22 protein-coding genes are annotated in these 20839 nt (G+C 72.1%); 14 read left to right on the top strand and 8 right to left on the bottom strand.

Translation table 11 applies throughout. The annotated features are described in order from the left end of the window. The first annotated feature begins 37 nt into the window (after nucleotides 1-37). The 5 genes from E1267_RS05135 (at nucleotide 38) to E1267_RS45280 (ending at nucleotide 4876) form a co-directional block, all read left to right on the top strand. Nucleotides 38-1261, top strand: a complete 1224-nt coding sequence (locus tag E1267_RS05135; protein ID WP_246063484.1) for an MDR family MFS transporter — start codon at nucleotides 38-40, stop codon at nucleotides 1259-1261. A gap of 52 nt (nucleotides 1262-1313) precedes the next feature. After that, nucleotides 1314-3086 carry an NAD+ synthase gene (locus tag E1267_RS05140; RefSeq protein ID WP_132330290.1) on the top strand — a complete coding sequence of 591 codons (1773 nt, stop codon included), beginning with the start codon at nucleotides 1314-1316 and terminating at the stop codon, nucleotides 3084-3086. A gap of 163 nt (nucleotides 3087-3249) precedes the next feature. After that, entirely contained in the window at nucleotides 3250-3531 is a 282-nt protein-coding gene (locus E1267_RS05145; protein ID WP_132330292.1) for a metalloregulator ArsR/SmtB family transcription factor, read from the top strand. Further along, on the top strand, nucleotides 3528-4223 hold the full coding sequence (locus E1267_RS05150; protein WP_220449345.1) for a GNAT family N-acetyltransferase: 696 nt from the start codon (nucleotides 3528-3530) through the stop codon (nucleotides 4221-4223). Before E1267_RS05145 ends, E1267_RS05150 begins: the two co-directional genes overlap by 4 nt. 365 nt (nucleotides 4224-4588) lie before the next feature. Continuing rightward, nucleotides 4589-4876, top strand: coding sequence for a MerR family transcriptional regulator (locus E1267_RS45280; RefSeq protein WP_181957744.1), 288 nt, complete (start codon nucleotides 4589-4591; stop codon nucleotides 4874-4876). Nucleotides 4877-4978: 102 nt separating this feature from the next. Here E1267_RS45280 and E1267_RS05170 read toward each other — a convergent pair whose 3' ends face one another. Next, nucleotides 4979-5650 (bottom strand): TetR/AcrR family transcriptional regulator, encoded by a 672-nt coding sequence (locus E1267_RS05170; RefSeq protein WP_132330294.1) that lies wholly within the window; start codon nucleotides 5648-5650, stop codon nucleotides 4979-4981. A gap of 75 nt (nucleotides 5651-5725) precedes the next feature. Here E1267_RS05170 and E1267_RS05175 point away from each other — a divergent pair, with 75 nt between their 5' ends. Then, nucleotides 5726-6862, top strand: coding sequence for a DUF885 domain-containing protein (locus tag E1267_RS05175; RefSeq protein ID WP_132330295.1), 1137 nt, complete (start codon nucleotides 5726-5728; stop codon nucleotides 6860-6862). Here E1267_RS05175 and E1267_RS05180 read toward each other — a convergent pair. Next, complete coding sequence (locus E1267_RS05180) at nucleotides 6836-7141, bottom strand: TetR/AcrR family transcriptional regulator C-terminal domain-containing protein (protein ID WP_220449346.1); 306 nt, start codon at nucleotides 7139-7141, stop codon at nucleotides 6836-6838. The genes E1267_RS05175 and E1267_RS05180 overlap by 27 nt on opposite strands. A gap of 37 nt (nucleotides 7142-7178) precedes the next feature. Here E1267_RS05180 and E1267_RS05185 point away from each other — a divergent pair, with 37 nt between their 5' ends. After that, on the top strand, nucleotides 7179-7595 hold the full coding sequence (locus E1267_RS05185) for an ABC transporter permease (protein ID WP_181957745.1): 417 nt from the start codon (nucleotides 7179-7181) through the stop codon (nucleotides 7593-7595). 76 nt (nucleotides 7596-7671) lie between these two features. On the opposite strand, the gene E1267_RS05190 is transcribed toward E1267_RS05185, so the two are convergent. The 3 genes from E1267_RS05190 to E1267_RS05200 form a co-directional block, all read right to left on the bottom strand. Further along, nucleotides 7672-8280, bottom strand: coding sequence for a TetR/AcrR family transcriptional regulator (locus E1267_RS05190; protein ID WP_132330297.1), 609 nt, complete (start codon nucleotides 8278-8280; stop codon nucleotides 7672-7674). A gap of 7 nt (nucleotides 8281-8287) precedes the next feature. Continuing rightward, on the bottom strand, nucleotides 8288-9838 hold the full coding sequence (locus tag E1267_RS05195) for an MFS transporter (protein WP_132330299.1): 1551 nt from the start codon (nucleotides 9836-9838) through the stop codon (nucleotides 8288-8290). 203 nt (nucleotides 9839-10041) lie between these two features. Next, on the bottom strand, nucleotides 10042-11316 hold the full coding sequence (locus tag E1267_RS05200) for an MFS transporter (protein WP_132330301.1): 1275 nt from the start codon (nucleotides 11314-11316) through the stop codon (nucleotides 10042-10044). A 135-nt stretch (nucleotides 11317-11451) separates the two neighbouring features. Here E1267_RS05200 and panB point away from each other — a divergent pair, with 135 nt between their 5' ends. After that, entirely contained in the window at nucleotides 11452-12282 is an 831-nt protein-coding gene (gene panB, locus E1267_RS05205) for a 3-methyl-2-oxobutanoate hydroxymethyltransferase (RefSeq protein ID WP_132330303.1), read from the top strand. 120 nt (nucleotides 12283-12402) lie between these two features. Here panB and E1267_RS05210 read toward each other — a convergent pair whose 3' ends face one another. Both E1267_RS05210 and E1267_RS05215 read right to left on the bottom strand, forming a co-directional pair. Continuing rightward, entirely contained in the window at nucleotides 12403-13353 is a 951-nt protein-coding gene (locus E1267_RS05210; protein ID WP_132330305.1) for a serine/threonine dehydratase, read from the bottom strand. Nucleotides 13354-13396: 43 nt separating this feature from the next. Continuing rightward, entirely contained in the window at nucleotides 13397-14569 is a 1173-nt protein-coding gene (locus E1267_RS05215) for a trans-sulfuration enzyme family protein (RefSeq protein ID WP_132330307.1), read from the bottom strand. Between the two features lie 60 nt (nucleotides 14570-14629). Between E1267_RS05215 and E1267_RS05220 the strand changes: the two genes are divergently transcribed. From E1267_RS05220 to E1267_RS05245, 6 genes are read left to right on the top strand one after another with little or no spacing between them, the layout of a single operon-like run. Continuing rightward, nucleotides 14630-16060, top strand: coding sequence for an aminotransferase-like domain-containing protein (locus E1267_RS05220; protein WP_132330309.1), 1431 nt, complete (start codon nucleotides 14630-14632; stop codon nucleotides 16058-16060). Nucleotides 16061-16072: 12 nt separating this feature from the next. Further along, the gene (locus E1267_RS05225) at nucleotides 16073-16759 is read left to right on the top strand and encodes an alpha/beta fold hydrolase (protein WP_132330311.1); all 687 of its coding nucleotides are present in this window, start codon (nucleotides 16073-16075) and stop codon (nucleotides 16757-16759) included. Nucleotides 16760-16804: 45 nt separating this feature from the next. Further along, nucleotides 16805-17692, top strand: a complete 888-nt coding sequence (locus E1267_RS05230) for an ABC transporter ATP-binding protein (protein WP_132330312.1) — start codon at nucleotides 16805-16807, stop codon at nucleotides 17690-17692. Beyond that, nucleotides 17689-18462, top strand: coding sequence for an ABC transporter permease (locus tag E1267_RS05235; protein ID WP_132330314.1), 774 nt, complete (start codon nucleotides 17689-17691; stop codon nucleotides 18460-18462). Before E1267_RS05230 ends, E1267_RS05235 begins: the two co-directional genes overlap by 4 nt. An 8-nt stretch (nucleotides 18463-18470) precedes the next feature. Beyond that, entirely contained in the window at nucleotides 18471-19553 is a 1083-nt protein-coding gene (locus tag E1267_RS05240) for a sensor histidine kinase (protein WP_132330316.1), read from the top strand. Further along, entirely contained in the window at nucleotides 19550-20155 is a 606-nt protein-coding gene (locus E1267_RS05245; protein ID WP_132330318.1) for a response regulator transcription factor, read from the top strand. The genes E1267_RS05240 and E1267_RS05245 overlap by 4 nt, the downstream gene beginning before the upstream one ends. A gap of 19 nt (nucleotides 20156-20174) precedes the next feature. On the opposite strand, the gene npdG is transcribed toward E1267_RS05245, so the two are convergent. Continuing rightward, nucleotides 20175-20828, bottom strand: a complete 654-nt coding sequence (npdG, locus tag E1267_RS05250; protein ID WP_132330320.1) for an NADPH-dependent F420 reductase — start codon at nucleotides 20826-20828, stop codon at nucleotides 20175-20177. Nucleotides 20829-20839 lie beyond the last annotated feature (11 nt).

A 20839-nucleotide genomic window follows, 5' to 3' on the forward strand; every position in this document is an offset into this window, starting at 1 on the left:
TTCGCCGCCCATAAGTGGAAATATCACTATTCCTTGCGTGTCACGAATCGTTGTTCAGAAGCCGTCGGACCCGCCGCTGAAGCGGTCCTTCCTCCATGCCATGGTGGGCGGGCTGCCCCGCCCGTTCTGGGCCCTGTGGGGCGGCACACTGGTGAACCGCCTGGGCACCATGGTCGTCCCCTTCACCGGCGTCTACCTGACGCAGAGCCGCGGCCTGTCGCTGGCCGCGGCCGGTCTCGTGATGGGCGTCTTCGGGGCGGGCTCGCTGCTGTCGCAGCTGCTCGCCGGGGTGCTCACGGACCGGATCGGCCGCCGGGCCACGCTGTCGGGCGGCATGCTGGCCACCGCCGTGAGCATGCTGGCGCTCGGCTACAGCTCCACGCTGCCGGCGATCCTGGCCGCCATGTTCGCGCTCGGCCTGGTGATCGACGTCTACAGGCCCGCCTCGAACGCCCTGGTCGCCGACCTGGTCTTCCCCGCGGAACGCCCCCGGGCGTACGGGCTGCTGTTCTGGGGGATCAACCTCGGCTACGCGGTCGGCATGACGGCCGGCGGCCGGCTGGCGGAGCTCGGGTTCGTCTGGTTGTTCTGGATCGACGCGATCTCCTGCGTGGTCTTCGCGGCGCTGGTGTGGCGGGCGGTGCCGGAGACCAGGCCGGAGGCGAAGAAGTCCGCCGGCGGCTTCGGCATGGTGCTGCGCGACCGCGTGATGGTGGGGTTCACACTGGTCGTGCTGGGCCACGCACTGCTCTACGCGCAGACGATGACCATGCTGCCGGTGGCGATGACGGAGGTCGTGAAGCTCTCACCCGGGCAGTTCGGCCTGGCCATGGCGCTGAACGGGGTGCTCATCGTCCTCGTGCAGCCGCTGGTGTCGGCCTGGCTGGGGCGCAGGGACGCCGCCCGCACGTTCGCGATGGGAGTGGCCGTGATGGGCTTGGGGTTCGCGATGACGGCGTACGTCACCAGCACCACCGGGCTGGCCGTGTCGATCGCGGTGTGGACGACCGGGGAGATCATCGTCGCCGGCGTCCCCGGTGCCGTCGTCGCGGCGCTCGCTCCCACGCACCTGCGCGGGCGGTACTCGGGAGTGTTCGGCTTCGCATGGTCGCTGGCCGCGGTGCTGGCGCCGCTGCTCGGCGGTCCGCTGCTGGAGCTGGGGCCGAAGGCGTTGTGGTTCACGATGGGCGGCGTCGGCGCGGCCGCGGCGCTCGGCATGCTGGCCCTCGGACCGGCGGTCCGGCACCGGCAAGCGGCATAAGTCACTTTTCGTCTCCAGGACGATAAATAGCGTGACGTATTAGGCTGAGCGCGTGGCTCAACTGCGGATTGCCCTGGCACAGACCAACCCGACCGTCGGCGATCTGGCGGCCAACGCGGACCGGCTGGTCGCGTGGACCCGGGACGCCGCCGGGCGCGGCGCCCACCTCGTCGTCTTCACCGAGATGTCCCTCACCGGCTATCCCGTCGAGGACCTCGTGCTGCGCACGTCGTTCGTGGACGCCAGCATCAGGACCCTGGAGGAGGTGGCGCGCAGGCTGGAGCGGGAAGGGCTCGGCGAGATTCCCGTGGTCGTCGGCTACGTCGACCGCGCCGGCCTGGCTCCCCGTACCGGCCAGCCGAAGGGCGCGCCCCTCGACGCCGCCGCGCTGCTCCACAAGGGCGAGGTGGTCACCCGCACGGCCAAGCACCACCTGCCCAACTACGGGGTGTTCGACGAATACCGCTACTTCGTGCGCGGCGACCGGCTGCCCGTCTTCCGGCTGCACGGGGTCGACGTGGCCATCGCGGTGTGCGAGGACCTCTGGCAGGACGGCGGCCCCGTGTCCGTCGTCGGGCAGTCGGGAGCCGGGCTGCTCGTCGTGCCGAACGCCTCGCCGTACGAGAAGGAGAAGGACGACGTCCGCCTGGAGCTGTGCGCGCGCAGGGCGCGCGAGGCGGGATGCGCGCTCGTCTACGTCAACCAGGTCGGCGGGCAGGACGAGCTGGTCTTCGACGGCGACTCGATCGTGGTGGACGGCTCGGGCGAGCTGCTGGCGCGGGCCGGCCAGTTCAAGGAGGAGCTGCTGGTCGCCGACCTCGACCTGCCGGCCTCGCAGGCGGAGACGGGGACGTTCCCGTACGACGCGGGCGACGGCACCACGATCACGGTCGAGCGCCTGGTGTTGTCGCAGGACCCGGTCGAGCCCTACGCCCCCGAGCCCGCCCACGTCGCCGAACGGCTGGACCCGTGTGCCGAGGTCTACTCCGCGCTCGTACTCGCCGTCCGCGACTACGTGGCCAAGAACGGCTTCGAGTCGGTCATTCTGGCTCTGTCGGGAGGGATCGACTCGGCGCTGACGGCCACCATCGCCTCTGACGCCATCGGCCCCTCGCGGGTCCACGTCGTGCTCATGCCGTCCCGCTACTCCTCCGACCACTCGCTGACCGACGCGGAGGAGCTGGTGCGCAGGCAGGGCGTCAGGTCGAGGATCGTGCCGATCGCGGAGATCGTCAACGCCTATGAGAAGGAGATCGAGCTGTCCGGCCTGGCCGCCGAGAACATCCAGGCCAGAGTGCGCGGCATGATCCTCATGGGGCTGTCCAACCAACACGGCCACCTGGTGCTGACGACGGGCAACAAGAGCGAGCTCGCGACGGGCTACTCCACGCTGTACGGCGACTCGGCGGGCGGCTTCGCCCCGATCAAGGACGTGCCGAAGACGATGGTGTGGGAGTTGTCGAGGTGGCGCAACGCCCACCGCGACCCCTTCCTCCTGATGGAGGCCGAGCGGCCGATCCCGGAGAACTCGATCGCCAAGGAGCCGAGCGCCGAGTTGCGGCCCGGACAGCGCGACACCGACTCGCTACCGCCGTACGAGGTGCTGGACCGGCTGCTGGACGACTACGTGGAGAAGGACATGGGCTCGCAGGAGCTCATCGCGGCCGGGCACGATCCCGAGCTGGTGACGCGGGTGATCAGGCTGGTTGACATGGCGGAGTACAAGCGCAGGCAGTATCCGCCCGGCCCCAAGATCACCCCCAAGAACTTCGGCCGTGACCGCCGCCTGCCGATCACCAACAGGTGGCGCGAGAGCACGACCTGACCCGTCACCCAGGACGCGGCCTGGCGAGCCGTCACCCTGGCTCACAGGTCCGGATGAGCCGCCGCCGTGGCTCACAGCCGCGCACGGCCGTGGAGATCCTTGCCCACACCGGTCGTGCGGACATTGACCGGCAAAAGCGTAACCAGTGCGTTACGCTTTTCTGGTGGACGACGTGGCTGGAGCGATCGCCGACCCGGTGCGGCGGAGGATCATGGTGATGCTGCGCGACGGGCGGTTGTCCGCCGGGCAGATCGCCGAGCGGTTCGCGATCAGCAGACCGGCCGTGAGCCGGCACCTGCGCGTGCTGAGGGAGAGCGGTCTGGTGCGCGACGAGCTCGCCGGCAGGCAGGGGCAGTACGGGCGGCCTTCAAATAGATTGCCCGGTCAGTACGGCCCGCGAGAGCCGTCCGTGCACCGCACCGACCTGGAGGCCGACCTACCGTGACCCTCGACGTCGACCTGCTGGCCATCGAGATCGGTGTCATCTGGCGCCTCGACGACCGCGGCCGTCTGCCCGGGCCGGAAGACCTGGTGATGGGTGTGGCGGCCGACGGCATGACCGCGGTGGTGGGACGTGACGTGCCCGGCGCGCTCGCCGCCCGGCTGCTCGACCTGGTCGCCCGCGGCGTCCCTTCATCCCCAGGTCAGCCGCCGGAAGTGCTGGAGCGGTGCCGCGCGCTCCTCGGAGAGACGACGGTGTCCGGCGGGCCGTGCTACCTGATCCCGCCTCCACCGGTGCTCTTCGACGCTCCTGTGGCCGTGGTGCTTCGGTCGGACGACCCGGCGCACGCTGAGCGCGTACGCTCTCTGCGCCCCCAGAACTGGGCCTGCGATGAGTGGGACGACCTCCTCGACGGCCGCGACGGCGCGCCCTGGGCGATGGCCGTGGCGGACGACCAGGTGGCCGCCGTCTGCCACACCGCGCGTCTGACACCGGCCGGCGCCGAGGCCGGGGTGTGGACTGCACCCGCGTTCCGTGGCCGCGGCCTCGCCGCGGCCACCACCGCCGCCTGGGCCGGCCTCCTGCCGGGCACCCGCCTGTTCTACAGCACGAGCGCGGACAACCACTCCTCGCAGCGGGTGGCGGCCCGGCTCGGGCTCCGCGCCATCGGCTGGTTGTGGAAGCTCACCCGCTGACACGACCCCGCCGACACCCCGCCCGAGTTCCGAACGGACGGCACCACCTCCACACACGGACACCCGTTCCGGGGCTCACCCGCCGGTGCCGCCTGCGTGCAGGGCCTCCCGGTTCCAGCGGGACCTCGGCTGGGTGTGCAGGCGCCAGTAGTGCTCGGCGATGTCGTCCGGGTCGAAGTCCGTGCCGGGCGCAGTTCGTCCTCGTCGGCGCTGTGGGCCCGGTAGGCGCGCGCCCCGTCCATATCCAGCACCGTCCCTGACCGTGAGACGAGGGCGACCTCCATGCCCTCCTTCGCGAACCGGCGGGCGACGGACCGCCCGATACCCGGTCCTGCGCCGACTACCGCGACTACGGCGACGCGGACGTGGCCGCCGTCCGCCACATCCGGGTGATGCCGGCGGCGGGCCTGCCGACGTCGGTGATCGCGCAGTTGCTCGACTGCGTGCATGACGACGGCGGGCGGATGGTGCCGTCCGGCTGCCAGGGCATGGCCGGCAACCTGCGGAGGGAGCGCCGGCGCATCGCCGAGAGCATCGAACGGCTCCAGCCCGAGCCGTCCCGTCAGGACGGGTCCAGCCGGACCCACCCCGTCAGGGCGAGTCCGGCCCGGCCCACCCCGTCAGGGCGGCCGTCGGTCACTACGCCTGGATGATCGCGGGTCAGAGACGCCGGCCGCGCAGGCGCGCGCCGTGCGGTCCACGGCGGCCGCCTCGGAGGCTTGGCGATCGGGGTCGGAAACCCGGCATCGGCCGACTCAACCGGGTGGCAGGCGAGTCGCGATGCCGTCGAGGACGAGGTCGAGCCCGAGCAGGAACTGGGCGTCGAAGTCGCCGTCGTCGACCTGCGCGTGCCGGGCCAGCTCGCCGACGTGGTCATCGAGGTGCCGGGTGACCTTGCCGCGGATCTCGGCGTCGGCTTCGGGCGTGCGTACGGTGTCCCACCAGGTGTTCTCCGAGGCGACGAAGCCGTTGACGTACGAGCTCAGCGTGCCGACGGCGGCTGTCAGTGTGGCGCCGCTCAGCCCGGCGTCGGCCAGTGCGGAGTAGAACCCCCGGGAGCGCGCCAGCGCGTTCGGCCCGAGCAGGGGGCGGGTGGCGGTGAGCGCCGGCACCCAGGAGTGTCGCCGCATGACCTGCCTGCTCTGGGTGAGCTGGCGCACCAGGAGTTCCCGCCATGGTCCGGCCCCGGGAGGTTCGATCTCGCCGATCACCTCGTCGAGGGCCAGGTCGAGGACGTCCTCCTTGCTCTTGACGTACTCGTACAGCGACATCGTGCCGGCGCGCAGGCGTGCGGCGAGCGCCCGCATCGAGAACCCGGCCACGCCCTCGGCGTCGAGCAGCGCGACGGCGGCCTCGACGATGCGCTCGCGTGACAGGCGTGGTGCGCGCGGCCGGGCGTCGTCGCGGAACCAGATGGACTCCGGCATGCTCCAACCCTTCCGTGCACTGTACGGAAAACCGTACGGCTAGCTTAGGCCACCCGGCACGAAGGAGGAAAAGTCATGAAAGAACAGCAGTGGCAGCACGACCACACGATGCTGGCGTTGCGGGTGAACCGGCTGCTGGGCGGCGGCATGCTCATCTACTCGGGTCCGCAGGAGTGGAGGGCGGCGGCGGAGTCGGAGCCGCCCGCCGACCCGGGTGAGCTGGCCGCGGAGGCGGACCGGCTGCTGGAGCCGGCCCCGTCGGCGTACCTGGCCGCGCAGGTGCGCGCGTTGCGGGCCGTCGCCCGGCGGCTGGACGGCGAGCGGCTGCCCCTGTCCGAGTACGCGCGCGAGTGCCTGGGCCTGGAGCCCCGGCGTCTGCCCGAGGAGGTGTTCGAGCAGGCGCACGCGGAGTTGGACGCGGCCCTGCCGAAGACGGGTGGTTCGCTGGCCGGCCGGATGCGGACGTGGCAGGCGGCGCACACCCTGGAGCCGATCGAGCGGCTGCCGGAGCTGGCGGCCAGGGCGGTGGCCGAGACGCGGGCGCGGACGAGCGCGATCGTCCCGCTGCCGGCGGAGAAAGTGGAGGTCCGGCTCGTGGAGGGGGTGGCCTTCCACGCGGCCGGCGACTACGAGGGCGGGCGGAAGTCCACGATCCACGTCAACAAGGCGATCCCGTTCAACGTCGCCGACCTGCTGTACGTCATCGCGCATGAGGGCCATCCCGGGCACATCGCCGAGTCGATGCTCAAGGAGGACCTGGACGACCAGCGCGTACGGTTCATGTTGTCGCCGTCGTTCGCGCTCAGCGAGGGGCTCGGTCTGCTGGCCGAGGAGATCGTCTTCCCTGGCGACGAGGCGCGGACGTGGCTGGACGAGCACATCCTGCCCGAGGCGGGCGTCCGGCCCGACGGGAGCGACCTGGCCGCGATCCACCACGCGAAGAACGTGTTGTGGGGCGTGTGGGGCAACGCCGTGTTCATGGCGCACGAGGGCAGGAGCGAGGCGGAGCTGGCCGCGTACCTGCGCCGGTGGGCGTTGTACGGCGAGAGCGAGGTGGCGCTGGCGATGGGGCTGATCCAGCCGTCGCCGACCAGCCCGTACCTGTTGGCATATTTCCACGGATGGGAGCTCCTGCGGTCGTGGGCGACCACCCGCGACCGGGTCCGCCGCCTGCTCACCGAGCAGCTACTTCCCGCCGACATCGCCCCCTGACGCGCGCCGCGCGATCAGCGCCTCGACGCCGTCGAGCAGCAACTCGAGGCCGAAGCGGAAGTCGCCGTCGTCGGCCCATCCTTCGCCCCCGCGCAGCGCGCCTCCGCGCACCGCGGCCGACAGGGCCGGATAGGTCCCGGGGTCGAGCAGCCCGGCGAGGACCTCGCCGTAAGCGTCTGCCCCTTCGACGGCCGCGTCGCCGAACTGCGGATCTCCCCCGCCGGCGGTGCTGATGAGCGCCGCGTCGGTCAGCGCGTAACCGGCCAGGACACTGGCCACGTTGATCTTCTCACCGTTGTCCAGCCCATGCCGTCCAGTGCGGCGAGCAGGCGGTCGAGCCAGAGCAGCCGCCGCGGTCCCAGAGGCGGGGATAGCCGCCGCCACCCCGACCCGCGAGGCCACGGGGCTGGTCACGGGATATGTCCTGGCGATGTCCGCCCTGGCGGCCGTGTGGGGACTGCTGGTCAAGTCGACCCAGGCGGCGGGGGCCTTCAGCTTCGCGGTGCTCTTCCTGCCGTACGTCTCGGACGGGATCGTCCCCGCGGAGACGATGCCGGGGGTGCTGCGTGACTTCGCCTACAACCAGCCGGCCACGCCGATCATCGAGACGCTGCGGGCGCTGCTCCTGGACCGGCCCGTGGGCTCGTCGGTGGCGGCGGCGTGGCTGGCCGGCGCGGTGGTGGTCAGCGTACCGGTCGCGGCCCTGCTCTTCCGCCGCAGGACCGCCGGCTAGCCGGGCCGGCGAAGCGTGCGGCCCGGGCACAGAGGCAACGGCCCCGGGGCCGAGGGGCGCGCCGCTCCGGTACGAATCAGGGGCGCGCGGCGATCCCTGCCATGACCACGTCGACGACCCGTTCGGGCAGGCCGGGGTCGAGCTCGCCCTCGGGCCCCCACTTCGTGTGCCAGAGCATCGTTCCCGAGAGCAACGCCATGCCCATGTCGACGTCCAGGCCGGGGTCGAGCTCGCCGGAGGCGATGCCGCGCTCGATCACCGCGCGCATCGCCTCCCTGCGAGGCGTGATGGCCCGCTCGACGAACCGCTCCATCAGCCGCGGATAACGATCGGCCTCGCTCATCGCGATGTTCATCACGCAGCGGCTGCGGGGCTGGCCGGCTTCGGCGCGCATGGCGCCGAGCAGGCTGATCAGGTCGTCGCGTACGGAGGTGCCGCCGAGCTCCGGCAGCGGCGCCTTGAGCGTGGCCAGGGCGTCGACGATCAGATCTTCCTTGTTGGACCAGCGCCGGTAGATCGTGGTCTTGCCCACGCCTGCCCTGGACGCGATCGCCTCGATGGACAGCTCGGAGACACCCATGCCTTCGCCGAGCAGGTCGAGGGTCGCCTCGATGATCGCCTTCTCGGCCTTCTCGCTGCGCGGACGGCCCGCGGGGCGGGCAACCGCTGGTTCCTGGATCGTCATCGCGGCCTCACACTGTAGCGGGTTCCCTCTGTTCCGTCTGCTGTACGGGGCGGGGCTTGCCGGGCATCCACCGTGCCACGACCACGACGCCGAGCAGGGCCACCACCGCCGACACCATGGCGGTGACGTGCATGCCCTCGACGAACGCGGCGTACGCCGGCTGGATCAGCGCCTGCCCCTGCTCGCCCATGGACTGGGCGACGGTCATCGTCCCCATGATCGACTCTCCGGCGGCGTGCTGGGCGTCGGCGGGCAGCGCGGCCAGCACCGGTGCCATCTCGCCCCGGTAGCTGGACGACAGCACCGAGCCGAGCACCGCCACGCCGAGCGCCCCGGCCAGCTGTCGGACGGTGTTGCTCATCGCGGACCCCACACCGGCCTTCTCCCTGGGCAGCGACTCCATGATGGCGGTGGTCGCGGGCGGCATGATGTTGGCCATCGCCGCACCCTGCACGAAGAAGACGATCTCGATCAGCAGGATCGGCGTGTTCTGGTCCATCAGAGCGTAGCTGCCGAGCGCCATGGTCACCACGATCAAGCTCACCGTGGCCGACAGCTTGGCGCCGAACCGCTCGTTCACCCGCTGGCTGAGCGGCGCGAAGATGAGCTGCGCCGCGGCGAACGGGATCATCAGCGCCCCCGCCTGCACCGGCGTGAAACCCAGCACGATCTGCAGGTAGAAGGTCAGGAAGAACATCCCGCCCATCATCGCGAAGAAGACGATGCCCATCATTCCGATGGCCGAGCTGAAGCGCACGTTGGCGAAGTTGCGGACGTCGAAGACCGGGTGGTCGATGCGCCGTTCCCACCACACGAACACACCCAGCACCGCCAGGCCGAACACCGTCGGCACCAGCACCTCGGCACTGAACACGGTGGCCAGCGCGCCGCCGCGGATGATGCCGTACACGATGGCCACCAGACCGACGATCGACAACGCCACACCCAGCGGGTCGAGCCTGGACGGCTTCGGGTCACGCGACTCGGGCACGACCGTGGAGATCAGGACCAGGCTGACCAGCACGATGGGCACGTTGATCAGGAACACCGAGCCCCACCAGAAGTGCTCGATCAGCAGGCCGCCCGTGATCGGGCCGATCGCCACCGCGAGGCCGACGCCTCCGGCCCACACCCCGATGGCCTTGCCGCGCTCACCGGGCGGGAAGACGTTGGAGATGATGGCCAGCGTGGCCGGCATGATCGCCGCGCCGCCGATGCCCATCGCCGCCCGCGCCAGGATCAACTGCGTCGGATCCTGGGCGTAGGCGCTGGCCAGCGAGGCCAGCCCGAACAACACCATGCCGACGAACAGCATGCGCTTTCGCCCTGTTCGGTCACCGATCACGCCGAACGTGAACAACAACCCGGCGAACACCAGCGTGTAGGAGTTGATCGCCCATTCGAGCTCGCTCTGGGTCGCCCCCAAGCCCACCGTCTCGTCGGCGATGGTCTTCATCGCGACGTTGAGAATCGTGTTGTCCAGCACGACGGCCAGCAAGCTGAACACCAGCACACCGAGGATCGCCCATCGGCGTGGATGCCCCGTCTTCGGGTCCATGGCAAGGTCCTTAATTTCGATACGTCCAAGTTTCGCAACGACACCGTAGCGCAATACATTCCGATACGCAACGGTTCCGTTTCGTAAATAGGGGGTGAACGGCGTGAACCACCGGAAACACGGCGGCCACCCGTCCCTCGGCCGCCACACCGGCTGGACGCGACCGCGCCGGCAGCCGCCACCAGAGCCGGCCGTAGATCAGCTCACGAGGGGACCGCGTTCAGGCCCGTGCCTGGCTCGTCCGCGCCGCCATCGCGCGTCCCCTCCACCGGCACCACGGCTGCCTGCGCCACCGGCGCCGTGAGAACTTCCGCCGCCGGGCGGCGGCGCCAGAACGGGAGCGCGACCACCACCATGGCCACCCCCGCGGAGCCGGCCACGGCGAACGCCCATGCCGGTCCCGTCCCGTCGATGACGGCTCCCGCGATCGGCGCCGAGACGGCTCCACCCACCAGCAGCGCGGTGCCGTGGAAGCCCATCGCCTCTCCCCTCGCTCCCGCGGGCACCCAGCGGGTGAGCACGTCGACGGTGGACGAGAGGGACGGCGCGCAGAGCAGGCCCGAGGGAAGCAGTGCCAGGACGAGCCAGTGCCAGCCGCCGCCCACCAACCCCACGGGAACGGTCAGCAGGCCCATCGCCCCGATGAGGGGCAGCGGCGAGAACCCGCGGGACAGGCCTCCGTACAGGAAACCGCCGATCAGGGAGGAGACCGACCAGACGGCCACGGCGAGGCCGGCCCACGCTGTCTGGCCGGTGTGCTCCATGGCGGCGACCAGGGCGAGCTCGGCCCCCGTGAGCACGAACGTGGCCGCCGCGACCGTGCCCAGCAGGGCCACGAACGCCGGCGTGACCCACTGCCGCCTGGGCACCCCGACCGCCGGCTCCGCGCTTTCGCCGGCCGAGCGGGTGGGCGGATTGAACACGATGAGCCCCACGCCCGCGGTCGTCACCCCGACCCCGATGGCGGCCATCGTCGGGCCGCTGCCGAGCGTCGTGACGCCGGCCACCGCGAGCGCGGGACCCGTCATGTAGGACAGCTCGACCAGCATCGAGTCGAGCGCGAAGCCGCTGCGCCGCTGGGCCTCGGGCACCATGGCGGCCAGGCACTGGCGCGTCACGCTGAACACCGGCAGCGCCAGCAGCCCCGCCACCGCCGCCGCCACGAGCAGAACGGGGAACGGCAGCGCCCACGCGCACGCCCAGAACGCCGCCTGCGCCACGGTGGTGACGGTGACCACGGGACGCAGCCCGTGCCTGTCGACGAACCTGCCCGCCAGCGGCGAGCCGACCGCCATGCCGACCGTGCTGGCCATCGTGACCAGCCCGGCGCGGGCGAAGCCCAGGTCCAGCGTCGTGGCGACGTGCAGGGTCAGCGTTAGGCCCACCGCCGTGGACGGGATGCGCGCCAACAGCCCCACCAGCAGCAACGTGGGGACACCCGGAATCGCGAACAGCCGCCGGTAAGGGTCGAGAGCCATGATGTTCGTTACCTCCGCGGTGATTCTCGCAAGAGGCACCGACAGTTCCGCCACCGGTTTTCCGCACATGCCATCATCGGAGGAGTCCGGGTACGCCACAGGGGCGCCTCGAGACCCTTCCTGGAGTGATGACACATGTCCTCTTCGACCACGCTGTACGGCGGCGCCGCCGGGCGCCGCGTCACCGTCCGCGACCTCGCCGCCGCCAAGGAGCGCGGAGAGCGGTGGCCCATGGTCACCGCCTACGACGCCATGACGGCGAGGGTGTTCGACGCGGCGGGCATCCCGGTCCTGCTGGTGGGCGACTCGGCGGCCATGGTCGTCTACGGCCACGACTCCACGCTGCCCGTCACGGTCGACGACCTGATGCCTCTCACGGCGGCCGTCGTACGCGGCTCGTCGCGCGCGCTGGTGGTCGCCGATCTGCCGTTCGGGTCGTACCAGTCCTCACCGGGGCAGGCGCTCGAGACGGCGGCGCGCTTCATGAAGGAGGCGGGCGCGCACGCGGTCAAGCTGGAGGGCGGCCGCCGGATCGTGCCCCAGGTCGCGGCGCTGGTCGCGGCGGGCATACCGGTCATGGCGCACCTGGGCCTGACGCCGCAGTCGGTCAACGTCATGGGCGGCTACCGCGTGCAGGGGCGCGGTCAGGCGGGCGACGAGCTCATGTCGGACGCCAAGGACCTGGAGGGTGCCGGGGCGTTCTCGGTGGTGCTGGAGTGCGTGCCGGCCGACCTGGCGCAGCGGGTGACGACGTCGCTCGCGATCCCGGCGATCGGCATCGGGGCGGGCCCGTCGACGGACGCGCAGGTGCTGGTGTGGCAGGACCTCATGGGGCTGACGCCTCGTCCGGCCAAGTTCGTCAAGCAGTACGCGGACATGGCGGGCGAGATGGACCGCGCCGTACGCGCCTTCGCCGCCGACGTCACCTCCGGCGCCTTCCCCGCGCCCGAGCACACCTACCGCTGACCGCCCCGCACCGGCCACCCCGGCGGGCCACGGGTCCGCCGGGGTAACGCCGGACGTGGACACCCGTCCGCGAGGGAGCGCGCGTCCGGTGACGGAGCACCGGGCCTCGCGCGGCCGGTGTCAGGTGGTCAGGGTCGCGGGATCGGTGTTGGAGCCGCAGACGACGACCGCCACCCGCTCCCCCGGGCTCGGCGTGCAGACGCCCGACAACACCGCCGCGTACGCCGCCGCGCCGGCGGGCTCGGCTGCGATCCGGTGCCGCTGCCAGAGGGTACGGCGGGCGGCCATGATCGCCTCGTCGGTCACGAGGGCGCTCTCGACCCTGGGCCCGGAGAGGATCTCGAAGGCCAGGCCGCCGATCGTGCTGGCACCCAGCGCGTCGGCCCCCACCCCGCTCACCTCGACGGGAACCGGGCGACCTGCCTCAAGCGCCGCCCGCAGGGTCGGGATCCGCTCGGGTTCCACGGCGACGATCCGCGGCCCCGCTCCGGAGACGCCCGCCACCGGTCCCGGGGAACCCACCGTGCCCAGGGTGATGCCGGCGGCGAAGCCGCCGCCCCCGACGGCCACCACCACGGTGTCCACACCGCCGGTCTGCTCCACGATCTCCAGCCCGGTGGTCCCCTGCCCGGCGATCACCTCGGGCTGGTCGTAGGCGTGCACTGTCAGCGCGCCGGTCTCGGCGGCGCGTTTGGCGGCGGCCTCGGCTGCCTCGGAGTAGATGGCGCCGGTCTGCGTGATGTGCGCCCCCAGTTCCTTCAGCCCGGCCACCTTCACCGGGCTGGTCACCTCGGGCACGAAGATCTCGGCCCGCACGCCCAGCTCCCGGGCCGCGTACGCCACGGCCAGCCCGTGGTTGCCGCCGCTGGCCGCGATCACGCCGCCGTCGGGCAGCTCGCCGGCCGACAGGATGCGGTTGAAAGCCCCGCGTACCTTGAAGGAGCCCGAGTGCTGGAGCAGTTCGAGCTTGAGGAACAGTCCGGGCGAGATCTCGAGCACCGGGGTGCGCAGCGCCAGGCCGCCGATCCTGCCGGCGGCGGCCCGCACGTCCTCATGGGAGACTGTGGTCACGTCGTCCTCTCATTCATGACATACCTGGTCGTAGCACCCGACACTATGGCAGCGCCTGGGAGATGTCGGACCACAGGTCGTCCGGGTGCTCGATGCCGGCCGCGATGCGCACCGTGCCCTCGCCGATGCCGCTGCGGGCCAGTTCCTCGGGGCCGAGTGACCGGTGCGAGGTGGAGGCGGGGTGCAGGATGAGCGTCTCGACGCCGCCCAGCGAGGGGGCGAGCAGCGCCAGGCGTACGGAGCTCATGAACTTCTCCCCTGCCGCGCGCCCGCCGGCCAGGTCGAACGCGAACACCCCGCCGAACCCCGGCAGCAGCTTGCCCGCCAGCTCGTACGAGGGATGCGAGGCGAGCCCCGGCCAGTGCACGGCCGTCACGGCGGGGTGCTCGGCGAGCCGGACGGCCAGGTGGTGGGCGTTGGAGCAGTGGCGTTCCATGCGCAGCCCCAGCGTCTGCAGCCCGCGCAGCGTCAGCCAGGCCGCGAACGGGTCGGCCGAGGCCCCGAGCTCGACCGAGAAGTGCCACACCTTCTCGTAGAGCGCGGCGTCGGCGAAGACGGCGAGCCCGCCGACCACGTCGGTGTGCCCGGACAGATATTTGGTCGTGGAATGCACCACGATGTCCGCGCCGTGCTCGATCGGCCGGCAGAGCATGGCCGTGGCGAACGTGTTGTCGACCACGGACAGGACGCCGAGCTCGCGGGCCACCGCGCACATGCCCGGCAGGTCGGCCACGAGCGTCATCGGGTTGCTGATCGTCTCCAGGTGGACGAGCCTGGTCTCCGGCCGTACGGCGGCGCGCAGGGCGCCGGGGTCGTTCTCCGGCACGTACGTCACCGTGATGCCGAACCGGCCGGTCAGCTCGTTGAGCATGGCGGCGGTCCCCCCGTACAACGATCGCTGGGCCACGATGTGGTCGCCGGGCTTGAGCAGGCCGAGCAGGACGGTGTTGATCGCACCCATGCCCGACCCGGTGGCCACGGCTCCCGCGCCGCCTTCGAGCCCGGAGACGGCCAGCTCCAGGGAGCGGACGGTGGGATTGGTGTAGCGCCCGTAGACGTACGCGCCGTCGGGGCGGCCCATCGACGCGGCCATCACGGCCGGGTCCTCGAACACGAACCCCGAGGTCTGGTAGATGGGAACGCTGATCGGACGGCTGCCCTCGACGGCCGGCTGAGGCGGGTGCACGGCCCGCGTTTCAGGGCGGAATTCGCTCATGGGCCAAGGATCGCTCACAAATGAGACTCACCGTGAGGGCCAATGCCACAGAATTGGTCCATGAATGGGGCCAATCACGATGACCTGGTCGACCTGCTGGGCCGCTGGGCGTCGGGGCGCGGGCCGCTGTACCTGCTGCTCGCCACCAGACTGCGGGAACTGATCGACGACGGCGTCGTGCCGCCAGACGAGCCGCTCCCGCCGGACCGCGTGCTCGCCAGGCGGCTGGCGGTGGGCCGGGGCACCGTGGTGGCGGCGTACGACCTGCTGCAGCAGGAAGGGCTCGTCGTGCGCCGGCAGGGCAGCGGCACCCGCGTGGCCGCACTCGGCCTGCCCGCGACGCGCTCGGCAGACGGAGTGGCGGCCAACCCGCTGCTGCTGCACCTCCTGCACCCGCCGGACAGCGTGCAACTGCTCACGTGCGCCGCGCCGCCCGACCCGCCGGAGGCGATGTTCGAGGCGTACGCGGAGGCCGGGGCGAGGCTGGCGGGCACCCGCTCCATGGGGTACCGGCCGGCCGGGGAGCCCGCCCTGCGGGAGGCGCTGGCCACGTACTACACCGGGCGCGGCGTGCCGACGACGCCCGAGGAGATCATCGTGACGACAGGCGCGCAGCAGGCGCTCACCCTGCTCGCCGGGCTGCTGCTGGCCCCCGGGGACACCGTGCTGGCCGAGACGCCCACGTACCCGGGCGCTCTGGAGGGCTTCAGGCAGGCGGCGGCGGCCATCAGGCCGGTGACGGCGGAGCAGGCGGACGCTTCCATGCGCGAGCGTCCCGCGCTGGCGTACTTCGTCCCCACGGCCCGCAACCCGGACGGCGCGGTCATGGATTGTCCGGCGCGCAGGCGGCTGGCCGCGCTGGCCGCGGAGCACGACGTGCCGCTGATCGACGACGAGGCCCGCGCCGAGCTGTGCTTCTCGGGCGAGACGCCGCCGCCGCTGGCGGCGTACGGACGGGGCGAGCAGGTCATCACGGTCGGCTCCCTGAGCAAGCTCGTCTGGGGCGGCATGCGCGTGGGCTGGATCCGCGCGGCGGCGCCGCTGGTGGCGCGGCTGTCCAGGCTGCGGGCCGTACGCGACCTCGGCGGCGAGGTCTTCAGCCAGCTCGCCGCCGTCGCCCTGCTCCGCCGCCTCGACGAGGTACGCGCCGCGCGGGTGCGCACGTCCCGCCGGCTGCACGACCATCTCTGCGCCGGGCTGCGCGAGCGCCTGCCGTCGTGGACGTTGGAGCCCGCGCTCGGCGGCCAGACCCTCTGGGTAAGCATCCCGCGCGGTGACGCCGGCTCGTTCGCCCAGGTCGCGCTCCGTCACGGGGTCGCGGTGGCGCCCGGCCGGTCGTTCGACCCCGCGGGCGGGCACGCCGGCCACATGCGGCTGCACTTCCTGCTCCCCGAGGACGAGCTTTCGCGGGCGGTGAACAACCTGGCCGCGGCCTGGGCCGTCTACGACGGGTCGGACAAATCGGGCTCCCGTCGGGCCCTGGTCGTCTGACAGGGTGGGCTCATGGATTCAACCTTCGTACTCGTGCACAGCCCTTCCGTCGGGCCCTCGACGTGGGCTCCCGTGGCCGAGTCGCTGGAACGCCGCGGGCACGCGGCGGTGGTGCCCGACCTGACCGGCGTGACCGCGGGAGAGGCGCCCTACTGGCCGCGCGTGGTGGAGACGGTGCGCGCGGCCACTCCCGCCACCCGCGTGGTGCTCGCCGGGCACAGCAACGCCGGGCTCTTCCTGCCGTTGATCAAGGAAGGGCTCGACGGGCGGGTGGTGGCCTGCGTGTTCGTCGACGCGCACCTCCCGCCGCGCGACGGGCTGGTCAAGGCCGCCGACGACGGCTTCCTGCCGTTCCTGCGCGATCTGGCGGGCCCCGACGGCATGTTGCCGCGCTGGACCGACTGGTGGGACGAGGAGGACGTCGTGGCCCTGCTGCCCGACCCCGCGACGCGCGTGCGGGTGGCGGCCGAGCAGCCCCGGCTGCCGCTCGACTACTACACGCAGTCCCTGCCGGTGCCCACCGGGTGGGACGACGTCAGGTGCTCCATGTTGTGGTACGGCCCGCCGTACGACACGGTCGCCGAGGAGGCCGCGCGGCGCGGCTGGCCCGTGACCCGGCTGCCCGGTCAGCACCTGCACCAGGTGATCGATCCGGAGGGTGTCACCGACGCGCTGCTCAAGTTGTCCGGGAAGTCGTGAATTCTTCACTGCCGTCCGTGATCGCGCCCCGCGATAGTCGGACCCATGAGAGCGATAGAAGTCAGCGGGCTCAGCAAGAGCCACCAGGGTTTCCCCGCGGTCAGGGACGTCTCGTTCGAGGTCGCCGAGGGCACGGTCTTCGCGCTGCTCGGCAGGAACGGCGCGGGCAAGACCACGACGGTCGAGGTGCTCGCCGGCTTCCAGCGCGCCGGCAGCGGCACCGTGCGGGTGCTCGGCCTCGACCCCTGGTCCGACAGGGCGGCCCTGCGTCAGCGCGTCGGGATCATGTTGCAGGAGGCCGGGTTCTTCCCTGAGCTGACGGTCGCCCAGACCGTCGGCATCTGGCGCGACTTCACCGCCGCGCCGCGCCCGCGCGACGAGGCGCTGGAGCTGGCCGGGCTGGAGGACCGGTCGGGCACGCGGGTGCGCCAGCTCTCGGGCGGCGAGAAGCGCAGGCTCGACCTCGCGCTCGCCCTGCTGGGCCGCCCCGACGTGCTGTTCCTCGACGAGCCGACGACCGGCATGGACCCCGAGGCGCGGTCGAGGACCTGGGAGGTGGTCCGCGACCTGGCCGGTCAGGGCACCACGGTCCTGCTGACGACCCACTACCTGGAGGAGGCGCAGCGCCTGGCCTCCGCCCTCGCCGTCATGGACCAGGGCGAGATCGTGGCCTCCGGCGGGATGGCGGAGACGCTCGCGGCGCGGCGCGGGCGGGTGGCGTTCCGGATGCCCGCCGAGGTCCGTCCCGCGGACCTGCCGCTGGCGGTCACCCTGGAGGGCGACCTCGCCGTCTGCCGGGCCGAGGATCCCGATCTCGCCGCGCAGACGCTCCTCAGCTGGGCGGCGGCGCGCGGCGTGCGCCTGGCCGGCTTGGAGGTCCGTACGGCCACCCTCGAAGACCTCTTCCTCGACCTGTCCAGGAGCGCCCGATGACCAGCCCGATGACCAGCCCGATGACCGGCCCGATGACCGGCCCGATGACCGGCCCGAGGAACATGGCCGCCACCTGCCGTCTCGCCACCCGCCTGTTCTGGCGGGACAAGTCCATGGTGTTCGCCTCTGTGGTCACCCCCGTCGGGCTGGCCGTCGGGATGCCCGCCCTCATGCGGAACGTGACCGGCGTCGCCGCGGCCACCCACGTTTTCCAGGGCGCGCTCGCGCTGCTGCTGGCGATCACCGCGTTCATGAACGTCACCGTCGTCCTGGCCGGCCGCCGCGACCAGCTCGTGCTGAAACGGCTGCGGGCGAGCCGGCTGACCGACGCGCAGATCCTCACCGGCCAGATCGCCGGCACGGCGACCCAGACCGTGATCGTGACCGTGTCGTGCACGCTGGCCGTGCACCTCGTGGCGGATGTTCCGCTGCCGGCCGACCCCGTCGGCTTCGCCGCCGTCGTGATCGCAGGCTCGGCCGTGTTGTCCCTGCTCGGCGCCGCGTACACGGCCGCCGTCCCGCGCGCGGAGCTGGCGGCGGCGTTCACCACGCCGGTGTTCCTGGTGGCGGGCGTCTCCGCGGGCGCGATGGGCCCCATCCCGCTGCCCTCGTGGCTGCCTCCCGTGCTCGACCTGCTGCCGACCACGGCCGTCGTCGACGCCGTCAGGACCGGCGAGCTCGTCGTCCCCCTGCTGATCCTGGCCGGATGGACGCTGGCCGGGCTGGCCGCGATCCGGCTGTGGTTCCGCTGGGAACCCCGCAGGTCATAATCGTCACCGTGACCTCGTCAACCGCCAGGCGGCTCGCGACCGGGCTGATCGTCGGCGTCTCATGCGCCTACACGATGATCGCGCTGCTCTACTTCCAGCACGGCGCGGTCTACGGCGTGCTGGCCACCATGGCGATCAGCGCCGTCATCACCACCTACTCCCTCAACATGCGGGCGGCGCTGCGCGATGCGCGCCCGCCGCTCTTCCCTGCCACGCTCGTGCTCCAGGTGGTCGCGACGTACCTGCCGGAGCTGCTGCCGGGCGGCTGGTCGGCCGTGGCGGCCCCGCTGCTGGCCGGGAGCCTGCTGGTGTACCTGCCGCTGCGCTGGGGCGGCGCGCTGGTGGGGCTCATGATGGTCTACGAGGGTGCCGCGTTGTCCGTGTCCGGTGCGGTGCCGGTGATCGTCGCCTTCTACGTGATCACCGTGCCGACCACGGGGGCGATGACGTACGCGCTGGTGCGGTTCGTCCGGGTGACGGCCGAGCTGGAGGCGGCCAGGGCCGAGCTGGCGGAGGCCGCGGTGATGAAGGAACGCCTGCGCATCTCCCGCGATCTGCACGACGGGCTCGGCCGCAGCCTCACCGCGATCGCGCTCAAGGGCGACCTGGCCGTCCGCCTCATGGAGGGCGATCCCGGCCAAGCCCGCTCGGAGGTGGGCGAGCTGGTTCTGGTGGCCAGGGAGGCGGCCAAGGACGTACGGCAGGTGGCCAAGGGCTACCGGGCGCTGTCGCTGACCGGCGAGGTCGACAGGGCGGTGGCGCTGCTGGAGTCGTCCGGGGTGGACGCGCAGGCGCACCTGGCCGACGTGCCGCTCCCCCGGCGGTCCGAGGAGGCGCTGTCGTGGGCGGTGCGCGAAGGGGTCACCAACGTCCTGCGCCACAGCCGGGCCACGACCTGCACGATCACGACGTCGCTGCACGACACGACACTCCGTCTCGAGGTGGCGAACGACGGCGCGCTCACCGGCTCGCGCCCGGCCGGCGGCGGGCTCACGGGCCTGGCGGAGCGGGCCGCGCAGGCCGGCGGCTCCTGCGCCGCCGCCCCGACGGGCGCGGGAGGTTGGCTGCTGGCCGTGGAGGTGGCGACGTGATCAGAGTGCTGCTGGCCGAGGACATGCACATGATCCGAGCCGCCCTCACCGCCCTGCTCCGCCTCGAGTCCGACATCGACGTGGTCGCGGAGGTCACCCGCGGCGACGAGATCGTGCGCAGGGCCATGGAGATCCGCCCCGACGTCGCCGTCGTGGACATCGACCTGCCGGTCGTCGACGGCATCACCGCCGCCGCCGAGCTGCGCGAACGCCTGCCGTCATGCCGGATCCTCGTGCTCACCGCGATGGGCCAGCCCGGTCATGTGCGCAGGGCGCTGTCCGCCGGCATCGAGGCGTTCCTGGTCAAGGACGCGCCCGGCGACCGGCTCTCCGACGCCATCAGGCGTACGGCCTCCGGCCTGCGCGTGCTGGACCCCGAGCTCGTCGCCTCGGCCATGGAGCACGGGGAGAGCCCGCTGACGCCCCGGGAGTCGACCGTGCTCAGGGAGGCGGCCGGGGGCGCGTCGGCCGAGGACATCGCCGCGCGCCTGCACCTGTCGCCCGGCACCGTACGCAACTATCTGACCGGAGCCATCACCAAGACGGGCGCCCGCAACAAGATCGACGCCATCCGCATCGCCGAGGACGCCGGCTGGTTGTGAGCCGGGTGCCTCACGCGGGTCAGATGTCGGTGACGCGCAGGCCGGCGTGCGCCTTGTAGCGGCGGTTGATGGAGATAATGTTGGCGGTCAGCGCCTCCACCTGGCAGGCGTTGCGCAGCCGTCCGCCGTAGACGCCCCGCACTCCCGGGATGGCCTCGGCGAGGGCCTGCACCGTGCTCGTGGCCTCGCGGTCGTCGCCCAGCACCAGCACGTCGAGGTCCACCTTCTCCACCGACGGGTCCATCAGCACCACGGCCGACACGTGGTGGAAGGCGGCCACCACGCGGCTCTCGGTCAGCACCGCGGCGGCCTGCTGCGCCGCGCTGCCCTCCTCGACGGGGAGCGCGTACGCGCCCTGCTTGTCGAACCCGAGCGGGTTGACACAGTCGACCACGATCTTGCCTGCCAGCTCGGCGCGCAGGGACTCCAGCAGCGCCTTGTGCCCGTCGTACGGCACCGCGACGATCACAAGGCCGGCCTGGGAGGCGACGGCGGCGTTCTCGTCGCCCGTCGCACCCGCACCGACGGACTCGGCCGCCTCCTGGGCGCGCCGGGCGCTGCGCGATCCGATCAGCACCGGATGCCCCGCGAGCGCGAACCGCCGCGCCAGCCCTTTGCCCTGGTCGCCGGTGCCGCCGAGGATGCCGATGGAAAGGCCGTTAACGTCAGTCATAACCAGATCAT

This window comes from Nonomuraea longispora, assembly GCF_004348345.1.
GTDB lineage: Bacteria > Actinomycetota > Actinomycetes > Streptosporangiales > Streptosporangiaceae > Nonomuraea > Nonomuraea longispora.

What these genes read in the sequence shown, in the direction of transcription:
- E1267_RS05170 (WP_132330294.1), bottom strand. Translation starts at nt 5,650, where the DNA reads ATGCCGGAGTCCATCTGGTTCCGCGACGACGCCCGGCCGCGCGCACCA.
- E1267_RS05175 (WP_132330295.1), top strand. Translation starts at nt 5,726, where the DNA reads ATGAAAGAACAGCAGTGGCAGCACGACCACACGATGCTGGCGTTGCGG.
- E1267_RS05190 (WP_132330297.1), bottom strand. Translation starts at nt 8,280, where the DNA reads ATGACGATCCAGGAACCAGCGGTTGCCCGCCCCGCGGGCCGTCCGCGC.
- E1267_RS05195 (WP_132330299.1), bottom strand. Translation starts at nt 9,838, where the DNA reads ATGGACCCGAAGACGGGGCATCCACGCCGATGGGCGATCCTCGGTGTG.
- E1267_RS05200 (WP_132330301.1), bottom strand. Translation starts at nt 11,316, where the DNA reads ATGGCTCTCGACCCTTACCGGCGGCTGTTCGCGATTCCGGGTGTCCCC.
- panB (WP_132330303.1), top strand. Translation starts at nt 11,452, where the DNA reads ATGTCCTCTTCGACCACGCTGTACGGCGGCGCCGCCGGGCGCCGCGTC.
- E1267_RS05215 (WP_132330307.1), bottom strand. Translation starts at nt 14,569, where the DNA reads ATGAGCGAATTCCGCCCTGAAACGCGGGCCGTGCACCCGCCTCAGCCG.
- E1267_RS05220 (WP_132330309.1), top strand. Translation starts at nt 14,630, where the DNA reads ATGAATGGGGCCAATCACGATGACCTGGTCGACCTGCTGGGCCGCTGG.
- E1267_RS05225 (WP_132330311.1), top strand. Translation starts at nt 16,073, where the DNA reads ATGGATTCAACCTTCGTACTCGTGCACAGCCCTTCCGTCGGGCCCTCG.
- E1267_RS05230 (WP_132330312.1), top strand. Translation starts at nt 16,805, where the DNA reads ATGAGAGCGATAGAAGTCAGCGGGCTCAGCAAGAGCCACCAGGGTTTC.
- E1267_RS05235 (WP_132330314.1), top strand. Translation starts at nt 17,689, where the DNA reads ATGACCAGCCCGATGACCAGCCCGATGACCGGCCCGATGACCGGCCCG.
- npdG (WP_132330320.1), bottom strand. Translation starts at nt 20,828, where the DNA reads ATGACTGACGTTAACGGCCTTTCCATCGGCATCCTCGGCGGCACCGGC.